Source organism: Stenotrophomonas maltophilia group sp. P373 (assembly GCF_053295075.1).
The window spans coordinates 1,097,352-1,113,524 of sequence record NZ_CM129994.1 but is presented as its reverse complement, the minus strand read 5'-3'; the positions used below and the strand labels follow the sequence as shown (position 1 = coordinate 1,113,524).

Below are 16,173 nucleotides of genomic sequence, written 5' to 3'. Positions count from 1 at the left end.
ACGGCTACCCTCGCACGCCACGCGTTAGCCCTGCGTCGCTCCGCCGCACGCCGGACGTCGTCCCCGAGCCCGGCGCGTGGACACTTCCTCGCCAGCCCGGAACGCATTTTCCTCTTGTTTTCAGTGGTTTCGCGCACCCCACCGATCGGCGGGCGCCGGCGATCGAACACGCTGGCGTGCCCCCATCCCCCACCGCCGACCATGTACTGAATCGGCCTGGATATGAAAAAACATGCACTTTCCGCGCTTCGGGCTATTGGCGGCGCCCAAGAGTTGCCCTACATTGCGCTTGCCGACGGGGTTCGGCGCCGACCAAACAACCAACCGTTCACGGAACAGGAAACCATGGCAAAGACCGCTAAGAAGGCTGCCCCGAAGAAGGCAGCGAAGAAAGTCGCGACGAAGGCAGCCGCCAAGCCGGCCGCTCCGAAGCCGATCAAGGAAGTGCTGACCAAGTCCGGCCTGGTTGCACACATCGCTGAAGCCTCCGGCGTCGTCGCCAAGGACGTCCGCGCTGTGCTGGCCTCGCTGGAAAGCGCCGTCGCCTCCTCGGTGCACAAGAAGGGCGCTGGCTCCTTCACCCTGCCGGGCCTGCTGAAGATCACCACCGTCAATGTGCCGGCCAAGCCGAAGCGCAAGGGCATCAACCCGTTCACCAAGGAAGAGCAGTGGTTCGCCGCCAAGCCGGCCACCACCAAGCTGAAGGTGCGTCCGCTGAAGAAGCTGAAGGACGCCGCGCTGTAAGCGCGCGCCCCAACGTGGATTCCGACGGGACGGCTCTGGCCGTCCCGTTTTTTTTGCGTGCCCGGCGGTAGATCCACGCCATGCGTGGATGCGTCGCGCTGCGGCAATCCGCAACACAGCGTTGCCGCCTCCCCGGCAATGCCCGTACAGGCCCGTCGCCACTGGCCGAGCGCGGCTTGGGCAGGTGCTGGAACGTACCGGGTGGAACACTGCGTGCAGCGCCGGCCGTCGCCTCAGGCCGTGGCCTTGCCTATGGTGGGCACATCCTCCACAGCTACGGCGAGCACACCCTCATGGCCAGCCCCTCCACCCGCTACCGGATCTCGGTGACCCCCATCGAAAAGGACGGGCTGCAGTGCACAGGGCGCTGCACCATCGAACTGGAGCATCGCGCCAGCCGCGACCTGATGCGCCTGCTGGAGGCGGCCCCGCGTACCGCCGGTATCAGCGGCGACGAGCGTGCGACCCTGGTGATCGCCACCCAGCTGCTGCGCGATATCGTGCAGCGCCATGCCGAGACCGGCGGCCACGCACTGGCGGCCATCGCCGGCCAGGTCCTGCCAGCGCTGGACGCTCTGGATCAGCTGCCCTCCTCCCGCTGATCCCGGCGCAATCGCTACACTGCCGCCCTCCAGGTTGCCTCGCGGAGGAGGCAGACATGCGCAGGAACCTGTTGCTGATCGCACCCTTGGTGCTGCTGGGCTGTTCACGCCCGGCAGCACAGACGACCGGCGACATCGCGGCAGCGTCCGCTCCCGTCGCTGCCACCGCAGCCGCGGACACTCGCACCGGCCCCGATCCCGCAGCAGTGCAGGCAAGTGAAATGCCGGTGCTGTCTGCTGTCGCCGACGGTGCCGAGCCGCCATCGACGATGCTCAACCGCTACGTAGCGGCGTTGCTCAACCGCGACCGCGCCGCCAGCGATGCCGCCTGGACGATCCCGCCCAGCGACCCGCGGCATGCGGACGACGCCGCGCTGCGGCAGCTGCAGGACCTGCGCACCCTGCGCCTGCACAGCGCCCCCCCGCTCGCCCGCGACGATCGGCAGCCACCGCAGCTGCTTGAAGTGCCGGTGCAGATCCGCGCGGTCACCGCCAACGGTACGTTCCGCTTCGGTGGCTGGTACCGCGTGCAACCCAGCAGCGATGGCAGCGCCTGGCAGATCCAGTCGGCGCAACTGCGTCCGATGCTGGACTGAACCGTTACAGCCGCATGCACGTGCGATTCAGCCTGCACGGCTACTCTTTGATCCATCCATTCCCTGCCATCGGTCACCGCCATGCGCCTGCGTTCCCTGATGACCCGCCTCGCTGCCTCCACCGTACTGATCGCCGCTGCGATCGGCGCGCAGGCGGCTCCCTCCATTTCCGGCCGCGAACTGTCGGTGGGTGCCAGCGACGTGCAGCAGTACCTCGATGGCAGCTTCCCGCGCACCCAGGACGCCCTTGGCGGCCTGATCTCCCTGACCATGAGCCACCCTCAGCTGAGCCTTCCTGCCGGCGAGCGCCTGAACCTTGGCATGGACGTGGCACTGGCCACCGCCGGCGGCAACCCGGCCAAACTGGGTACGGTGAAGCTCAGCAGCGGCCTGCGCTACGACGCGCAGACCCAGGGCTTCCACCTGCAGCAGCCCAGCGTGGACGACTTCACCCCGGCCAACCAGGGCGGCCGCCTCGACTCACGCACCCGCGGCCTGCTCAATGCCTGGCTGAGCGACTACGCCCAGCGCGAACCGATCTACAAGCTGGACCCGGCCGTGGCCGGGGTGCTCGGCGCGCTGCAGGTGCAGGCGGCACAGGTCAAGAACGGCAAGCTGGTGGTCACCTTCAACCAGAACCTGGGCAACCTGGTGCCGGCAGGCCTGCTGGGCAAATAAGGTAGTGCCGGCCGGCGTCCGGCACTACCGGCAAGGCATCACGCGGCGAGTGCCTTGACCACCGCCTCGCTGAAAGCAGGAATGTCATCCGGCTTGCGGCTGGTGATCACGTTGCCGTCGACCACGACCTCGGCATCGCGCCAGTTCGCGCCCGCGTTGGCCAGGTCCTGCTGAAGGGAGGGCCAGGAGGTCAGCTCGCGGCCATCTGCCAGCCCGCTGTTGATCAGCAGCCACGGACCATGGCAGATCGCCGCGACGGGCTTGCCGGCTTCATCCACTGAGCGGATGAAGCTGAGCACCGCGTCGTCGGTGCGCAGTGTGTCCGGATTGATGACGCCCCCTGGCAGCACCAGGGCATCAAAGCCCGCCGGATCCGCCTCGTCCAGCGGAATGTCGACCGCGACGGCGTCGCCCCAGTTCTTCTCTTTCCAGCCCTTGATGGTCGCCTCCTTTGCGGGCGACACCACGCTGACCTGCGCACCTTCCGCTTCCAGCAGCCGTTTGGGCTCGGTCAATTCGGACTGTTCAAAGCCGTGGGTCGCGAGGATTGCGATCTGTTTGCCCTTCAATCGCTCTGCCATGGGTGCACTCCAGTTGGGGGAGTGCACAGCGTGGACGAACGGCCCTTGCACGGCGGTGACCCTGCCGTGCACGGCAGGTGGAGAGGACCCGTGCCGGCCAGCGGCCGGCACTACCGGAAGGATCAGCGCTTGGGCTGCAGCATGGTGCCGGTGCACTTGGGCGAGCCGCAGCGGCATTCCCAGATCTTCTTCAGCTTGGCGGTGTGGCGCTCGGCCAGCGTGATGCCGTAGTTGTAGGTCAGCTCTTCGCCAGCCTTGATATCGCGCAGCGCCTCGATGAACACCTTGTCGCCACGGCTGTCGCCATCCTCATCCTCCTCGATCACCGCCTCGCAGTTCGGGTCGCAGCTGTGGTTGATCCAGCGCGCATCGTTGCCCTTGTAGTTGGCATCGATCACCCAGTCGTCATTGAGGGTGAACAGGAAGGTATGGCCGCTTTCGACGTCGCCGCTGTCATCGGCATCAACGTCGCCATGGCTGCGCAGCAGGCCCTTGTACTGGATCACGCGCTCGCCCAGCTTGATCGGGGCGACGGCGAACACGCCGTTGCCATGGATGGCGGACTTGCGGGCTTGGATCTTCTTCGGCATCGGCACGGGCTGTTTGCAGCGGATGGAACAGGGATTCTCGCCCATTCCGGGTGATTGCGAAAATCACCCGGTTGGCGCAGCATGGCGCCCCCGGCAGCGCCCGCTGGCAAAGCCTCCCGGCCCGGCCCCAGCGCCGGCTGAATGCCCGGGTTGGATGGTGGCGAATAAAAGCGTACAATTTCAGTCCGCTTTAAGAACCACTCGCATCCCCATGTTGCGCGTCACCAAGCTCACCGATTACGCCACCGTCGTGCTGACCGTGCTCGCCGCCCGTCCGGGCGAGGTGCTCAGTGCCACCGAACTGGCCGAATTCACCGGCCTGGAGCCGCCCACCGTCAGCAAGGTACTCAAGCCGCTGGCCCAGGCCGGCCTGGTCGAAGGCCTGCGCGGCGTCCGTGGCGGCTACCGGCTGACCCGCCCGGCCATCGAGATCTCGCTGTTCGAAGTGGTCGAAGCGATGGAAGGGCCGCTTGCCCTGACCGAATGCAGCCACGACCACCACCAGTGCGGCATGGCACCCAAGTGCGGCGCGCGCAGCAGCTGGCGGTTGATCAACGACGTGGTCTCCGAGGCCCTGCGCGACGTCAGTCTTGCGCAGATCCTGCCCCCCCTTCCCCTTGCCGATGACGAACAGCGCCGCACCATCGCTGTCGACGTCGTCTCCTGATCCACAGGCAGCCCCCCCATGGCCACCGAAACCATCGAAAACGTCGCCCACGACGACACCCCCAACCGCGAGATCCACGAGCAGCTCGGCCGCAAGTATTCGGCCGGCTTCATCACCGAGATCGAGTCGGACTCCCTGCCGCCGGGCCTGGACGAGGACACCATCCGTGCCCTGTCGGCCAAGAAGGACGAGCCGGAGTGGATGACGCAGTGGCGCCTGGACGCCTATCGCCACTTCCTGACCCTGCCGATGCCGGACTGGGCCAAGCTGGAGATCGCCCCGATCGACCTGCAGGCGCTCAGCTACTACTCCGCGCCGAAGGGCCCGAAGTACGCCTCGCTGGACGACGTGCCGAAGGAACTGCTCGACACCTACGACAAGCTGGGCGTGCCCCTGCACGAGCGCGCCAAGCTGGCCGGCGTGGCGGTGGATGCGGTGTTCGACTCGGTCTCCGTCGGTACCACCTTCCGCAAGGAACTGGCCGAGAAGGGCATCATCTTCTGCTCGATGTCCGAGGCCATCAAGGAACACCCGGAGCTGGTGCGCCAGTACCTGGGCACCGTGGTGCCGGTGGGTGACAACTACTTCGCCGCACTCAACTCGGCGGTGTTCTCCGATGGCAGCTTCGTGTTCATTCCCAAAGGCGTGCGCTGCCCGATGGAACTGAGCACCTACTTCCGCATCAACGCCGGCCACACCGGCCAGTTCGAGCGCACCCTGATCGTGTGCGAGGACAAGGCCTACGTCTCCTACCTGGAAGGCTGCACCGCACCGATGCGCGATGAGAACCAGCTGCACGCTGCGGTGGTCGAACTGGTGGCACTGGAAGATGCGGAGATCAAGTACTCCACGGTGCAGAACTGGTACCCGGGCGACGAGAACGGTGTCGGCGGCATCTACAACTTCGTCACCAAGCGTGCCGAATGCCGCGGCGCGCGCAGCAAGGTCACCTGGACCCAGGTCGAGACCGGCTCGGCGATCACCTGGAAGTACCCCTCGTGCGTGCTGCTGGGCGACGATTCGGTCGGTGAGTTCCACTCGGTCGCGCTGACCCATCACCGCCAGCAGGCCGACACCGGCACCAAGATGATCCACGTCGGCAAGCGCACCAAGAGCAAGATCGTCAGCAAGGGCATCAGCGCCGGCCGCGGCCAGAACACCTACCGCGGCCTGGTGCGCGTGGACCGCAATGCCGACGGCGCGCGCAACTACACCCAGTGCGATTCGCTGCTGATCGGCAAGCAGTGCGGCGCCCACACCTTCCCCTACATCGAGGTGAAGAACCCGGGCGCCACCGTCGAGCACGAGGCCACCACCTCCAAGATTTCCGACGACCAGCTGTTCTACTGCCGCGCTCGTGGCATCAGCCAGGAAGACGCGGTGTCGATGATCGTCGACGGCTTCTGCAAGCAGGTGTTCCGCGAACTGCCGATGGAGTTCGCAGTGGAAGCCAAGAAGCTGCTGGAAGTCTCGCTGGAAGGTTCGGTGGGCTGACCGCCCGCCCCTGCCCCTCGCAAACGCATTCTCTTTACCGGCGGGCCCAGGCCCGCCCCACGGAAACCCCCACCATGCTGAAGATCGACAATCTCCACGCCCGCATCGGCGACAAGGAAATCCTCAAGGGCCTGTCGCTGGATGTGAAGCCCGGCCAGGTGCACGCCATCATGGGCCCGAACGGCGCAGGCAAGTCCACCCTGGGCAATGTCCTGGCCGGCCGCGACGGCTACGAAGTGACCGAAGGCAGCGTGCAGTTCGACGGTGTCGACCTGCTGGAGCAGGACCCGGAAGCGCGTGCCGCTGCCGGCCTGTTCCTGGCGTTCCAGTACCCGGTGGAGATCCCGGGCGTGAACAACACCTACTTCCTGCGCGCGGCACTGAACGCCCAGCGCAAGGAACGCGGCGAGGACGAACTCGACTCCATGCAGTTCCTCAAGCTGGTGCGCCAGAAGCTTGCCGTGCTGCACCTGAAGGACGAGCTGCTGCATCGTGGCGTCAACGAAGGCTTCTCCGGCGGCGAGAAGAAGCGCAACGAGATCTTCCAGCTGGCCGTGCTGGAACCGAAGCTGGCCATCCTCGACGAGACCGACTCGGGCCTGGACATCGACGCGCTGAAGAGCGTGGCCGACGGCGTCAATGCGCTGCGCGCCGCCGACCGCTCGTTCCTGGTCATCACCCATTACCAGCGCCTGCTGGACTACATCAAGCCGGACGTGGTGCACGTGCTGGCCGATGGCCGCATCGTCAAGAGCGGCGGCCCCGAGCTGGCGCTGGAACTGGAAGCGCACGGCTATGATTTCCTGAAGGACCGGGTCGTGCCCGAGGCGGCGGTCTGATGAGCGCCCTGCTCGACTCGATGGCCCAGGCCTTCTGCGGCAGCGATGCGCGCCGCGAAGTGCTGGATGCGGCCCTGCGCGATGGCCTGCCGGCCGCCCGCAATGAAGCCTGGAAGTACACCTCGCTGCGCCAGCTGGAACGCCGTGCGTTTGCTGCGGCACCGCTGCAGGGCCCGGCGCTGGACGCCGCGCTGCTGGACGACATCCCGGCACCGCGCCTGGTGTTCGTCAACGGCCGCCTCGATGCCACGCTGAGCGACGTGCAGGCCCTGTCGGCCGGCGTGCAGCTGCAGCCGCTGTCGGCCGCACTGGCCTGCGGCGAAGACGCCGTGCGTTTCCTTGGCCGCCGCTACGAGCGCAGCGAGGAGATCTTCGCCCGCCTCAATGCCGCGCTGGCCGATGAAGGCGTGGTGCTGCGCGTGGATGAAGGCGTGCAGGTCGAAGCGCCGCTGCAGCTGGTGTTCGCCAGTGTGGCCGGCGAGACCGACCTGGCCTGGCATCACCGCCACCTGATCGAACTGCGTGCCGGCGCCAGCCTCGGCGTGGTCGAGCACCGCTTCAGCGTGGGTGACTCCGCCCACCTGGACAACACCGTGCTGCATGCCCACGTCGCGCGCGACGCCGTGCTCAAGCACGCCCGCGTGCAGGCCGGCAGCGCGCGCCAGACCAGCTTCCTGCGCACCGACGCGGTGCTGGCCCGCGACGCGCAGTACCACCGCGTCGACCTGGAACTGGGCGCCGCGCTCAGCCGCCATGAACTGAACGTGCGACTGGAAGGCGACAACGCCCAGCTGACCGCCAACGGCGTGCTGCTCGGCAATGGCCGACGCCACGTCGAAACCCGCCTGGGCATCGACCACATCGCCCGCGATACCGCCTGCGAACTGCTGTGGCGCGGCGTAGCCGCCAACCGCAGCCGCGTGGTGTTCCATGGCGGCATCCAGATCCGCGAAGGCGCCGATGGCACCGACGCGAACCTGTCCAACAAGAACCTGCTGCTGTCGGCCGACGCCGAGATCGACACCCAGCCGACGCTGGTGATCGACGCCGACGAAGTGAAGGCCGCGCATGGCGCGACCGTTGGCCAGCTCGATGCCAACGCGCTGTTCTACCTGCGCTCGCGCGGCCTGCCGCAGGCACAGGCGCAGGCGCTGCTGAGCGCCGCGTTCTGCCATGAGCCGCTGAAGATCCTGCCGGAAGCCCTGCGCGAGCAGCTGGCACGCCGTTTGGACAAGGCCCTGGCCGAGGCAGGTGTGGCATGAACCTGTCCACGCCGCGCCCGATCGAAGAACGCACCGGCGCCCCCGACTGGGACCGCGTCCGCCTCGACTTCCCGCTGCTGATGCGCGAAGTGCACGGCAAGCCGCTGGTCTATTTCGACAATGCCAACACCGGCCAGAAGCCGGTGCAGGTGATCGGCGCGGTGGACGAGTTCTACCGCCGTTACAACGCCAACGTCAGCCGCGCGGTGCATGCACTGGGCAGCGAAGCCACCGATGCCTACGAAGGTGCGCGCAACACGCTGGCGCGCTTCCTCAACGTGCGCCCCAGCGACCTGGTGCTGTGCAGTGGCACCACCTTCGCCATCAACCTGGTGGCGTATTCGTGGGCGTTGCCGCGGCTGAAGGCCGGCGACGTGATCCTGGTGTCGCGCATGGAGCACCATGCCAACATCGTGCCGTGGCAGCTGGTCGCGCAGCGTACCGGTGCCACCATCCGCGTGGCCGAGATCACGCCTGACGGCGCGCTGGACCTGGATGCGCTGCGCGCGGCGATGACCCCGGAGGTCAAGCTGCTGGCGGTCACCCATGTCTCCAACGTGCTGGGCACGGTCAACCCGGTGCGCGATATCTGCCGTGAAGCGCGCAAGCGCGGCATCATCACCGTGGTCGATGGCTCGCAGGCAGTACCGCACCGCAAGGTCGACGTCGCCGCGATCGGCTGCGACTTCTACGCGATCACCGGCCACAAGATGTGTGGTCCGACCGGCACCGGCGCGCTGTGGGCCCGTCGCGAGCACCTGGACGCGATGCCGCCGTTCCTCGGCGGCGGCGAGATGATCAAGGAAGTCAGCTTCGACGGCACCGTGTTCAACGATGCCCCGCACAAGTTCGAAGCCGGCACCCCGAACATCGCCGGTTTCATCGGCCTGGGCGTGGCCGCCGACTACCTGCAGCAGCTTGGCCAGGACAACGTGGAAGCGCGCGAAGCCGAACTGCTGGCGCACTTCACCGAGGAACTGCGCCGTGTCGACGGCCTGCGCATCATCGGCCAGGCACCGGAGAAGGCGGCCGTGGTCTCGTTCCTGATCGATGGTGCGCATGCGCACGACCTGGCCACCCTGCTCGACCTGGAAGGCGTGGCCGTGCGCTCGGGCCAGCACTGCGCACACCCGCTGCTGCGGTACTTCGGCGTCGCCGCCACCTGCCGCGCCTCGCTGGCGTTCTACAACACGCACGCCGAGATCGAGCGGTTCATGACCGCGCTGACCAAGGTACGCAAGCTGCTGGGGTAACCCCGGCAGACGGGGTCAGATCCCTTTCGCATCGCGAAAGGGCTCTGCCCCCGCTAGCGAACCGGCCAACCGTCGCTGCGACCGCAATGCTCGCCGGATCGCCGCCACATCCGCGGCAGGAATTCCCTCCTCGATGAACGCCGCATAGCGCCTGCGCCGTTCATCCAGATGCAGGGCAATCAGTTCGAATGCCGAATGCGGCTTGAGCAGCGCATTCGGCCTGCCGTGCGCATTCGCCCGATAGCTCGCCCAGCGATAGTCCCCTGGGCGCGCCGCCCTTCCCGCACGGACAGGGTTGAGCTCGATGTAGCGCTGGCAGGCCAGCAGATAGCGATCCGTATCGACCAGCGTCGAGTAGAAACGCCCCTCCCACAGGGTTCCCGTGCGGCCCTGCCGATCATTCACCCGCCGCACGTAGGTCCGGCTCACGGCCTGCATCATCCGTGACAGCCCGCCGGAGACATCAGGCGTCACCAGCAGATGAACGTGATTGTCCATCAGCACGTACGCGTGGACCCGGCAGTGCTGCTGGTCCGCGTGCTGGCACAGCAGGCGCAGGTAGGCCACACGGTCGCCATCGGTGAAGAACACGGGCTGGCGATTGTTGCCACGTTGAACGACATGTTGCGGGTGACCGGGCGCATCGATGCGTGGTGGCCTTGGCATGGGCTTCTCCTGGGAACAGGGGTCAGAGCCCTTTGCGCAAAGGGATCTGACCCCGAGCATCTGCCGATTCCGGGCCCGCGCCAGTCGGTCCATGGCCTGCCGTTGAGTCAGTAGATACCGGGGTCAGATCCCTTTCGCGTTGCGAAAGGGATCTGACCCCACTCCCCCATTTGCGCCCGCCCACTGCCCACCTAAAATGCCCCCATGAGCACCCTGACCTTCCGCGCCGCCACGCCGGCCGACATCCCCGCCCTGATCGCCCTTGTCACCTCGGCCTACCGTGGCGACGCCAGCCGCGTGGGCTGGACTACCGAAGCCGACCTGCTGGATGGCGCCCGCATCGACGCCGAAGGCATCCAGGCCGACCTGGACCGCCCCCGCTCCACCATCCTGCTGGCCGAGCGCGAAGGCGTTCTTGTGGCCTGCGCCCACGTTGCCGACGTTGAGGGCAAGGGCTACTTCGGCATGTTCTCGGTCGACCCCGCACAGCAGGGCGGCGGCGTCGGCAAGCAGCTGATGGACGCCGCCGAAGCCCACGCCGCACGCGAATGGAACGTGCCGGTGATGCAGATGACGGTGATCGACGTACGCGACGAACTGATCGCCTTCTACGAGCGTCGTGGCTACCAGCGGACCGGCATCAAGAAACCCTTCCCATATGGCGACGAACGCTTCGGCATCCCCAAGCGCGACGACCTGCGCTTCGAGATCCTGGAAAAACCGCTGGCCGGAGCGGCCGCGTGAGCGATACCTGGACCTTCGTGTGCGCCAGCAACGAGCTGCTGCCCGGTGAAATGAAGAGCGTGTTCGACGAGGTGACCGGCACCCCGATCGTGGTGTTCAACCTCGACGGCGAGCTGTACGCGCTGGAAGACCAGTGCACGCACGAGGAATTCGAGCTGTCCTCGGGCGAGTTCAACACCGCCGAAGGCAGCGTGGAGTGCGTGCTGCACGGCGCGCGCTTCGACGTACGCGATGGCCGCGCCCTGTGCGCACCGGCCTATACCCCGGTGCCCAAGTTCCCGGTGAAGCGCGAACACGACGCCGTCTGGACGCGCGACGACCGGGATTGAGGCGGCGCCCCGACCTGGGGTACCCACCCATGGGCTGGATCTGCAGGAGGCCCCGCAAGGGCCTTCGCAGGGCGTTCCCCGGCCGCCCCGGCGTCCCGCAGCACCCCGTACATGCGAATCATTATCGTTGATGTTATTCTACGTAACATCTTCGTAACGACTTCGCCCTCGCGCCATGGCATCGCCCGCGCCCACTGCCACGTTGTGCCAGCTCGCCCGCCAGGGGTGGCCACTGGCCGTGGCCGTGCTGCTGACGCTGCTGCTGGGCTGGTCGGCGCTGCACGAAGGACGCAGCAACGCCCCGACTACCCAAGGGTGGCAGGCACATGCCGAAGGGTTGCGCCAGGTCATGCCATTGCCGGCGCCGTCGGCAGACGAATGCCCGCAACATGCTGCACCTGCACCGGAGCCGCCGCTTGATGGTGAGGGCAACACGCCCTGCACCGGAGTGGCACCCCTGCGCGCGCCCCTGGTCGCACATATCCCGCTATGGCGCTCCGATGCCCTGCGCCGGCAACTGCACGATCCCGCACTGCGCTTGAACCCCGGCCACGCACCGCCCGCACCGCACGCCAGCTGAGGCGCCCTGCGGCTGTTGCCGTGCGCCTGAAGTCGTTCGCCGCATCGCCGGGCATCAGCTCGGCTCTACAGAAGACGCTCCCTCCCTGTCGTCGCGCTGTCTGCGCTTCGGCCTTCGCCGTTTCCCGATCCACGCCACTACCCAAAGCCATGACCCACATCACGTCCCGCAAGCACGCCCCGCGCGTTTCCCTGCTCGCCACCGCCACCCTGGCCGCAGGCTTCGCGCCGCTGGCCGCGCAGGCTGCCGACAGCGCTGATGCCGCATCCAGCAAGGCCACCGACCTGGACAAGGTGCAGGTGCGCGGCAGCTGGTTCAATCCGTCCTCGCCGAAGTTCACCGCCGAACTGCTGGACACCCCCAAGTCAGTGTCGATCGTGTCGGAGAAGCTGATCGCCGAAACCGGTGCGACCAACCTGCAGGATGCGCTGCGCATGGTGCCGGGCATCACCTTCGGTGCCGGCGAAGGCGGCAACCCGACCGGCGACCGCCCCTTCATCCGTGGCTTCGATTCGCAGAGCAACGTCTTCGTCGACGGCCTGCGCGACGTCGGCTCGCAGACCCGCGAGATCTTCGACCTGGAGCAGGTGGAAGTGGTCAAGGGCCCGAGCTCGGCCTACGGTGGCCGTGATTCCGGTGGTGGCAGCCTGAACCTGGTGAGCAAAACGCCGAAGCTGAAGAACGAGACCAGCGCCAGCATGGGTATCGGTACCGACAGCTACGCACGCGGCACCGTGGATGCCAACTACGTGCTGGGCGATGGCATCGCCGCCCGCCTGAACCTGATGAAGCACGAGTCGGACATCCCCGGCCGTGACGCTGCCAATGTCAGCCGCTGGGGCATCGCACCGTCGATCGCGTTCGGCCTGAACGGCCCGGCGCAGCTGATCGCCAGCCACTACCACATGCAGAGCGATGACCTGCCGGACGCGGGTGGCTTCCCGTATGGCAACCCGAACGGGGCGCCGGCCTCGAAGTGGGTCGATGGCCGCCCGATGGTGCCGGACCGCAACAACTACTACGGCCTGGTCGATCGTGACTTCCAGCGCACCCGCGCCGACATCAGCACCCTGGATGCCAGCTACGATTTCGGCGGCCACAAGCTGCGCAACATCGCGCGCCTGGGCAACACCAGCAACGATTACCTGTGGACCCAGCCGGACGACAGCCAGGGCAACCCGAACAACTACGGCACCCTTTGGCGCCGTACCAACGCCCGCGCCGTCGACGTCAAGAGTTTCGCCGACCAGCTGGGCCTGACCGGTGCCTTCCAGACCGGCGCGCTCAAGCACAGCTACAGCGCTGGCGTGGAATACAGCGACGAGAAGATGACCCGCGGCAGCTACCTGATGACGCCGGGCACCAGCAACCCGCTCACCGGCAACAGCAAGTGCCCGACCACCGGCGCGGCCACCGGTTACAACTGCACCGATTTCGCCAATCCGGATCCGCGCGATCCGTGGGCAGCCACCCATTCGGTGTACCGCAGCGACAAGGCACTGGACGTCGAGCAGCGCACCAGGACCACCTCCGCCTACGTGTTCGACACCATCGAGCTCAATGAGCAGTGGATGATCAACCTCGGCCTGCGCTACGACGACTTCCGCACCACCCTGACCACTCCGGTGGCCGGCAAGGCACCGACCCGCGTGCGCAACAGCAACGACTTCCTGAACTACCAGGCCGGTGTGGTGTTCAAGCCGGCCGCCAACGGCAGCATCTACCTGTCGTGGGGCACCTCCTCGACCCCGCCGGGCATGGACGGTGGTGACGGTTCGGACGGCCTGAGCGCCGCCGTGGCCGACCTCAAGCCGCAGGACACGAAGAACCTCGAACTGGGCACCAAGTGGGACCTGTTCGACCAGCGCCTGAACCTGACCGCAGCGATCTTCCACACCGTGATGAACAACGCACGCGTGACGGTCGACAACGGCACCAGCCAGAACGCCGGCAAGAAGGAGATCAACGGCTTCGAACTGGGCTTCACCGGCCAGCTGACCGACGCCTGGAGCCTGTACGGCGGCTACACCTACCTGGACTCGGAACTGAAGGACAACGGTTTCGTCTGTGGCGCACCGGTGGGCCGCACCTGCCCGTCCAACGTGTACGTGCCGTCGCCATACAACGGCAACGTGTTCCCGAACACTGCCAAGCACAGCGCCAACCTGTGGACCACCTACCGCTTCCCGATCGGCCTGACCCTCGGCGCCGGCGCGTTCTACTCGGACAAGCAGTACGGTGATGTCGCCAACACCAAGTGGATCCCGAGCTACACCCGCTTCGACGCGATGGCCAGCTACGCGATCCAGGACAACATCAGCCTGCAGCTCAACGTGCAGAACCTGACCGACAAGACCTACTTCACCAAGGCCTATGCCTCGCACTACGCGAGCGTCGCCCCGGGTCGCTCGGCCACCCTGGCACTGAACGTCAAGTTCTGATGTAACGGCGCTCCACCACGGCGGCAGGGGCTCCTGCCGCCGTTTTTGTTTCCGGCGATACTCACCCCATCATGGCACCCCGTACCCCCATCGACAGCGACGCCCTGGCCGAGCTGCTCCAGCACGATCCACAGGCTGCGTTCGCACGCGTGCGCGACGCCGCACAGGCCGGGCAGGTCGATGCACAACTGCTGCTCGCGCAGATGCACATGGAAGGTAAAGGCACCGCGCAGGACGCCTCGGCTGCGCTGCTCTGGTACGAAACCGCCGCCAACAATGGCGCGCCGATGGCGATGAACATGCTCGGCCGCTGCCATGAGCTGGGCCAGGGCACCACGCCCGATCTCACGCTGGCCGCGGTGTGGTACCGGCGCGCGGCCGACACCGGGCTGGACTGGGGCCTGTACAACCTGGCCAACCTGCTGGCCACCGGCCGCGGCGTGCCCCAGGACCGCGCGCAGGCACTGGCCCTGTACACCCGTGCCGCGCACCTGGGCCATGCCAAATCGATGAACCTGCTGGCCCGCCATCTCGAAGACGGGCTGGATACCGCGGCTGATCCGCAGGCGGCGCTCGCCTGGTACCAGCGCGCGGCCGAGGCCGGTGATTTCCGCGGCCAGGCCAACTACGCCTCGATCCTGCTGCAGGCCGGCCAGGTCGAGCAGGCCGTGCACTGGCTGCGGCTCGCCCTGGCGCACGGCAGTCCGGCGTTCATGGCGCACATCGTGCCGGAACTGGCCGCGTCGCCGCATCCCCAGGTGCGCGCCCTGATCGCACCGCCGTCCCTCTGAGGAGTCCCGCATGCTGCTGCACATCCCCGACATTCTCAGCGCCGACCAGGTCGCCGGCTTCCGCCGCCGCCTCGACGACGCCGATTGGACCGATGGCCGCGAAACCGTGGGGCATCTGGGCGCACAGGCCAAGCACAACCAGCAGCTGCCCGAGGCTTCCCCGCTGCGCCGCGAACTGGGCGAGATCATCCTCGTCGCGCTGGCCCGGCACCCGCTGTTCTTCAGCGCCGCGCTGCCGCTGAAGTACCTGCCGCCGCGCTTCAACCGCTACAGCGGTGGCGGCGCCTATGGCTACCACGTCGATGGTGCGGTGATGAACCTGGCCAATGGCGAGCAGCTGCGCTCGGACATCTCCTGCACCCTGTTCCTGTCCGCGCCCGAGGAGTACGAAGGCGGCGAGCTGATCATCAGCGACACCTACGGCGAGCACGAAGTGAAGCTGCCGGCCGGCGACCTGGTCGTGTACCCGTCCAGCAGCCTGCACCAGGTGCGGCCGGTTACCCGTGGCGCACGCGTGGCTTCTTTCTTCTGGGTGCAGAGCATGATCCGCGACGACGTGCAGCGCCGCCTGTTGTGGGAAATGGATGGCTCGATCGAGCGCCTGCGTCAGACCGGCGGCGACGCCGAGGCGATCCTGCAGCTGACCGGCGTGTACCACAACCTTTTGCGGCGCTGGAGCGAAGTCTGAGCCTTGCCGGGCCGGCCTGCGGCATCTTGGCAATCATTCTCATTTGCAACAGCTAACGGCTCTCATTACAATCACGCCCCGTTGATGCCGGCCGCTGCCGGCAGACCCCTGGGGACCCCTGCTTGCTGCGTCCGCTTCGCCCTCGCCCACTCATCCATCGCAAGATGGGCACCGCCATGCGCGGCCAGCGTCCGGCGCTGGCCAGCCTGCTGGCATGGGTGGCGATGCTGGCGTTGCTGCTGGGCACCCTGCCACTGCTGCCACAGGCCCAGGCCGGAATGGCCATGCAGATGCCGCTGGAAGAGCGCGGTGGCGAAAGCCCCCTGCAGGAAGAGGCGCCGGCCAAGCTGCGCCGCTGTGCCGCCACCCCGGTGAAAGCGGCCGAGCAGGCACACCCGCCGTTGCTGCTGGCCAGCCACTGGCTGCGCACTGAACTCGAACTCGTACCCGCCACGCCGGCCATGCCCGGCGTGCGCCCGGACTGGCCGCTGGCCGCTCCGGACACGCCCTGGGCCGATGCGCCCGGGCGCCGCCAGCAACGCGGCCAGGCGCCGCCGCTCGCCTGATCCACGGCCTGGCGTGACCGCCTGCGCGGTCGCGCCTGCACGCCGCTGTCTGCTTCATCCCT

Annotated in this window: 19 protein-coding genes; 16 read left to right on the top strand and 3 right to left on the bottom strand. The window is 67.2% G+C overall.

Annotated features, from left to right (window positions below):
- The first annotated feature begins 345 nt into the window (after positions 1 to 345).
- The 4 genes from ACSYHF_RS05175 (at position 346) to ACSYHF_RS05160 (ending at position 2,620) form a co-directional block, all read left to right on the top strand.
- Positions 346 to 744 (top strand): HU family DNA-binding protein, encoded by a 399-nt coding sequence (locus ACSYHF_RS05175; RefSeq protein ID WP_072168628.1) that lies wholly within the window; start codon positions 346 to 348, stop codon positions 742 to 744.
- Between the two features lie 293 nt (positions 745 to 1,037).
- Positions 1,038 to 1,346 (top strand): DUF3861 family protein, encoded by a 309-nt coding sequence (locus tag ACSYHF_RS05170; protein WP_005415605.1) that lies wholly within the window; start codon positions 1,038 to 1,040, stop codon positions 1,344 to 1,346.
- A 56-nt stretch (positions 1,347 to 1,402) separates the two neighbouring features.
- Positions 1,403 to 1,942: a hypothetical protein gene (locus ACSYHF_RS05165; protein WP_005415604.1), complete on the top strand. Its 540-nt coding sequence runs from the start codon at positions 1,403 to 1,405 to the stop codon at positions 1,940 to 1,942.
- 81 nt (positions 1,943 to 2,023) lie between these two features.
- Positions 2,024 to 2,620 carry a DUF1439 domain-containing protein gene (locus ACSYHF_RS05160; protein WP_005415603.1) on the top strand — a complete coding sequence of 199 codons (597 nt, stop codon included), beginning with the start codon at positions 2,024 to 2,026 and terminating at the stop codon, positions 2,618 to 2,620.
- Between the two features lie 38 nt (positions 2,621 to 2,658).
- On the opposite strand, the gene ACSYHF_RS05155 is transcribed toward ACSYHF_RS05160, so the two are convergent.
- Both ACSYHF_RS05155 and ACSYHF_RS05150 read right to left on the bottom strand, forming a co-directional pair.
- Positions 2,659 to 3,201 carry a type 1 glutamine amidotransferase domain-containing protein gene (locus tag ACSYHF_RS05155; protein WP_447576130.1) on the bottom strand — a complete coding sequence of 181 codons (543 nt, stop codon included), beginning with the start codon at positions 3,199 to 3,201 and terminating at the stop codon, positions 2,659 to 2,661.
- Between the two features lie 122 nt (positions 3,202 to 3,323).
- On the bottom strand, positions 3,324 to 3,791 hold the full coding sequence (locus ACSYHF_RS05150) for an SET domain-containing protein (protein WP_005415601.1): 468 nt from the start codon (positions 3,789 to 3,791) through the stop codon (positions 3,324 to 3,326).
- Positions 3,792 to 4,002: 211 nt separating this feature from the next.
- On the opposite strand from ACSYHF_RS05150, the gene ACSYHF_RS05145 reads away from it, so the two are divergent.
- The 5 genes from ACSYHF_RS05145 to ACSYHF_RS05125 all read left to right on the top strand — a co-directional run bounded on the left by ACSYHF_RS05145 (position 4,003) and on the right by ACSYHF_RS05125 (position 9,306).
- On the top strand, positions 4,003 to 4,458 hold the full coding sequence (locus tag ACSYHF_RS05145) for an SUF system Fe-S cluster assembly regulator (protein WP_049414161.1): 456 nt from the start codon (positions 4,003 to 4,005) through the stop codon (positions 4,456 to 4,458).
- Between the two features lie 18 nt (positions 4,459 to 4,476).
- On the top strand, positions 4,477 to 5,952 hold the full coding sequence (gene sufB, locus ACSYHF_RS05140) for a Fe-S cluster assembly protein SufB (protein ID WP_019659402.1): 1,476 nt from the start codon (positions 4,477 to 4,479) through the stop codon (positions 5,950 to 5,952).
- Positions 5,953 to 6,026: 74 nt separating this feature from the next.
- Positions 6,027 to 6,791 (top strand): Fe-S cluster assembly ATPase SufC, encoded by a 765-nt coding sequence (gene sufC / locus ACSYHF_RS05135; protein ID WP_447576129.1) that lies wholly within the window; start codon positions 6,027 to 6,029, stop codon positions 6,789 to 6,791.
- Positions 6,791 to 8,053: a Fe-S cluster assembly protein SufD gene (gene sufD, locus ACSYHF_RS05130; protein ID WP_447576128.1), complete on the top strand. Its 1,263-nt coding sequence runs from the start codon at positions 6,791 to 6,793 to the stop codon at positions 8,051 to 8,053. The genes sufC and sufD overlap by 1 nt, the downstream gene beginning before the upstream one ends.
- Positions 8,050 to 9,306: a cysteine desulfurase gene (locus ACSYHF_RS05125; protein ID WP_447576127.1), complete on the top strand. Its 1,257-nt coding sequence runs from the start codon at positions 8,050 to 8,052 to the stop codon at positions 9,304 to 9,306. Before sufD ends, ACSYHF_RS05125 begins: the two co-directional genes overlap by 4 nt.
- A gap of 15 nt (positions 9,307 to 9,321) precedes the next feature.
- On the opposite strand, the gene ACSYHF_RS05120 is transcribed toward ACSYHF_RS05125, so the two are convergent.
- Entirely contained in the window at positions 9,322 to 9,972 is a 651-nt protein-coding gene (locus ACSYHF_RS05120; protein ID WP_447576126.1) for a transposase, read from the bottom strand.
- A 204-nt stretch (positions 9,973 to 10,176) separates the two neighbouring features.
- On the opposite strand from ACSYHF_RS05120, the gene ACSYHF_RS05115 reads away from it, so the two are divergent.
- The 7 genes from ACSYHF_RS05115 (at position 10,177) to ACSYHF_RS05085 (ending at position 16,111) form a co-directional block, all read left to right on the top strand.
- Positions 10,177 to 10,716 (top strand): GNAT family N-acetyltransferase, encoded by a 540-nt coding sequence (locus ACSYHF_RS05115; protein WP_065177925.1) that lies wholly within the window; start codon positions 10,177 to 10,179, stop codon positions 10,714 to 10,716.
- Complete coding sequence (locus ACSYHF_RS05110; RefSeq protein WP_005415593.1) at positions 10,713 to 11,045, top strand: non-heme iron oxygenase ferredoxin subunit; 333 nt, start codon at positions 10,713 to 10,715, stop codon at positions 11,043 to 11,045. Before ACSYHF_RS05115 ends, ACSYHF_RS05110 begins: the two co-directional genes overlap by 4 nt.
- Positions 11,046 to 11,220: 175 nt before the next feature.
- Entirely contained in the window at positions 11,221 to 11,625 is a 405-nt protein-coding gene (locus tag ACSYHF_RS05105) for a hypothetical protein (protein ID WP_053496854.1), read from the top strand.
- A 149-nt stretch (positions 11,626 to 11,774) separates the two neighbouring features.
- Positions 11,775 to 14,066: a TonB-dependent receptor gene (locus ACSYHF_RS05100; protein WP_447576125.1), complete on the top strand. Its 2,292-nt coding sequence runs from the start codon at positions 11,775 to 11,777 to the stop codon at positions 14,064 to 14,066.
- A gap of 71 nt (positions 14,067 to 14,137) precedes the next feature.
- On the top strand, positions 14,138 to 14,857 hold the full coding sequence (locus ACSYHF_RS05095) for a tetratricopeptide repeat protein (protein ID WP_262221337.1): 720 nt from the start codon (positions 14,138 to 14,140) through the stop codon (positions 14,855 to 14,857).
- Positions 14,858 to 14,867: 10 nt separating this feature from the next.
- Positions 14,868 to 15,545, top strand: a complete 678-nt coding sequence (locus tag ACSYHF_RS05090) for a Fe2+-dependent dioxygenase (RefSeq protein ID WP_053496849.1) — start codon at positions 14,868 to 14,870, stop codon at positions 15,543 to 15,545.
- Positions 15,546 to 15,709: 164 nt separating this feature from the next.
- Positions 15,710 to 16,111, top strand: coding sequence for a hypothetical protein (locus tag ACSYHF_RS05085; RefSeq protein WP_053496847.1), 402 nt, complete (start codon positions 15,710 to 15,712; stop codon positions 16,109 to 16,111).
- Positions 16,112 to 16,173: the final 62 nt, after the last annotated feature.

Coding starts and splice junctions, on each gene's coding strand:
- ACSYHF_RS05100 (WP_447576125.1), top strand. CDS start 11,775: ATGACCCACATCACGTCCCGCAAGCACGCCCCGCGCGTTTCCCTGCTC.
- ACSYHF_RS05085 (WP_053496847.1), top strand. CDS start 15,710: ATGGGCACCGCCATGCGCGGCCAGCGTCCGGCGCTGGCCAGCCTGCTG.
- ACSYHF_RS05120 (WP_447576126.1), bottom strand. CDS start 9,972: ATGCCAAGGCCACCACGCATCGATGCGCCCGGTCACCCGCAACATGTC.
- ACSYHF_RS05175 (WP_072168628.1), top strand. CDS start 346: ATGGCAAAGACCGCTAAGAAGGCTGCCCCGAAGAAGGCAGCGAAGAAA.
- ACSYHF_RS05095 (WP_262221337.1), top strand. CDS start 14,138: ATGGCACCCCGTACCCCCATCGACAGCGACGCCCTGGCCGAGCTGCTC.
- ACSYHF_RS05115 (WP_065177925.1), top strand. CDS start 10,177: ATGAGCACCCTGACCTTCCGCGCCGCCACGCCGGCCGACATCCCCGCC.
- ACSYHF_RS05090 (WP_053496849.1), top strand. CDS start 14,868: ATGCTGCTGCACATCCCCGACATTCTCAGCGCCGACCAGGTCGCCGGC.
- ACSYHF_RS05160 (WP_005415603.1), top strand. CDS start 2,024: ATGCGCCTGCGTTCCCTGATGACCCGCCTCGCTGCCTCCACCGTACTG.
- ACSYHF_RS05150 (WP_005415601.1), bottom strand. CDS start 3,791: ATGCCGAAGAAGATCCAAGCCCGCAAGTCCGCCATCCATGGCAACGGC.
- ACSYHF_RS05145 (WP_049414161.1), top strand. CDS start 4,003: ATGTTGCGCGTCACCAAGCTCACCGATTACGCCACCGTCGTGCTGACC.
- sufB (WP_019659402.1), top strand. CDS start 4,477: ATGGCCACCGAAACCATCGAAAACGTCGCCCACGACGACACCCCCAAC.
- sufC (WP_447576129.1), top strand. CDS start 6,027: ATGCTGAAGATCGACAATCTCCACGCCCGCATCGGCGACAAGGAAATC.
- sufD (WP_447576128.1), top strand. CDS start 6,791: ATGAGCGCCCTGCTCGACTCGATGGCCCAGGCCTTCTGCGGCAGCGAT.
- ACSYHF_RS05105 (WP_053496854.1), top strand. CDS start 11,221: ATGGCATCGCCCGCGCCCACTGCCACGTTGTGCCAGCTCGCCCGCCAG.
- ACSYHF_RS05170 (WP_005415605.1), top strand. CDS start 1,038: ATGGCCAGCCCCTCCACCCGCTACCGGATCTCGGTGACCCCCATCGAA.
- ACSYHF_RS05125 (WP_447576127.1), top strand. CDS start 8,050: ATGAACCTGTCCACGCCGCGCCCGATCGAAGAACGCACCGGCGCCCCC.
- ACSYHF_RS05165 (WP_005415604.1), top strand. CDS start 1,403: ATGCGCAGGAACCTGTTGCTGATCGCACCCTTGGTGCTGCTGGGCTGT.
- ACSYHF_RS05155 (WP_447576130.1), bottom strand. CDS start 3,201: ATGGCAGAGCGATTGAAGGGCAAACAGATCGCAATCCTCGCGACCCAC.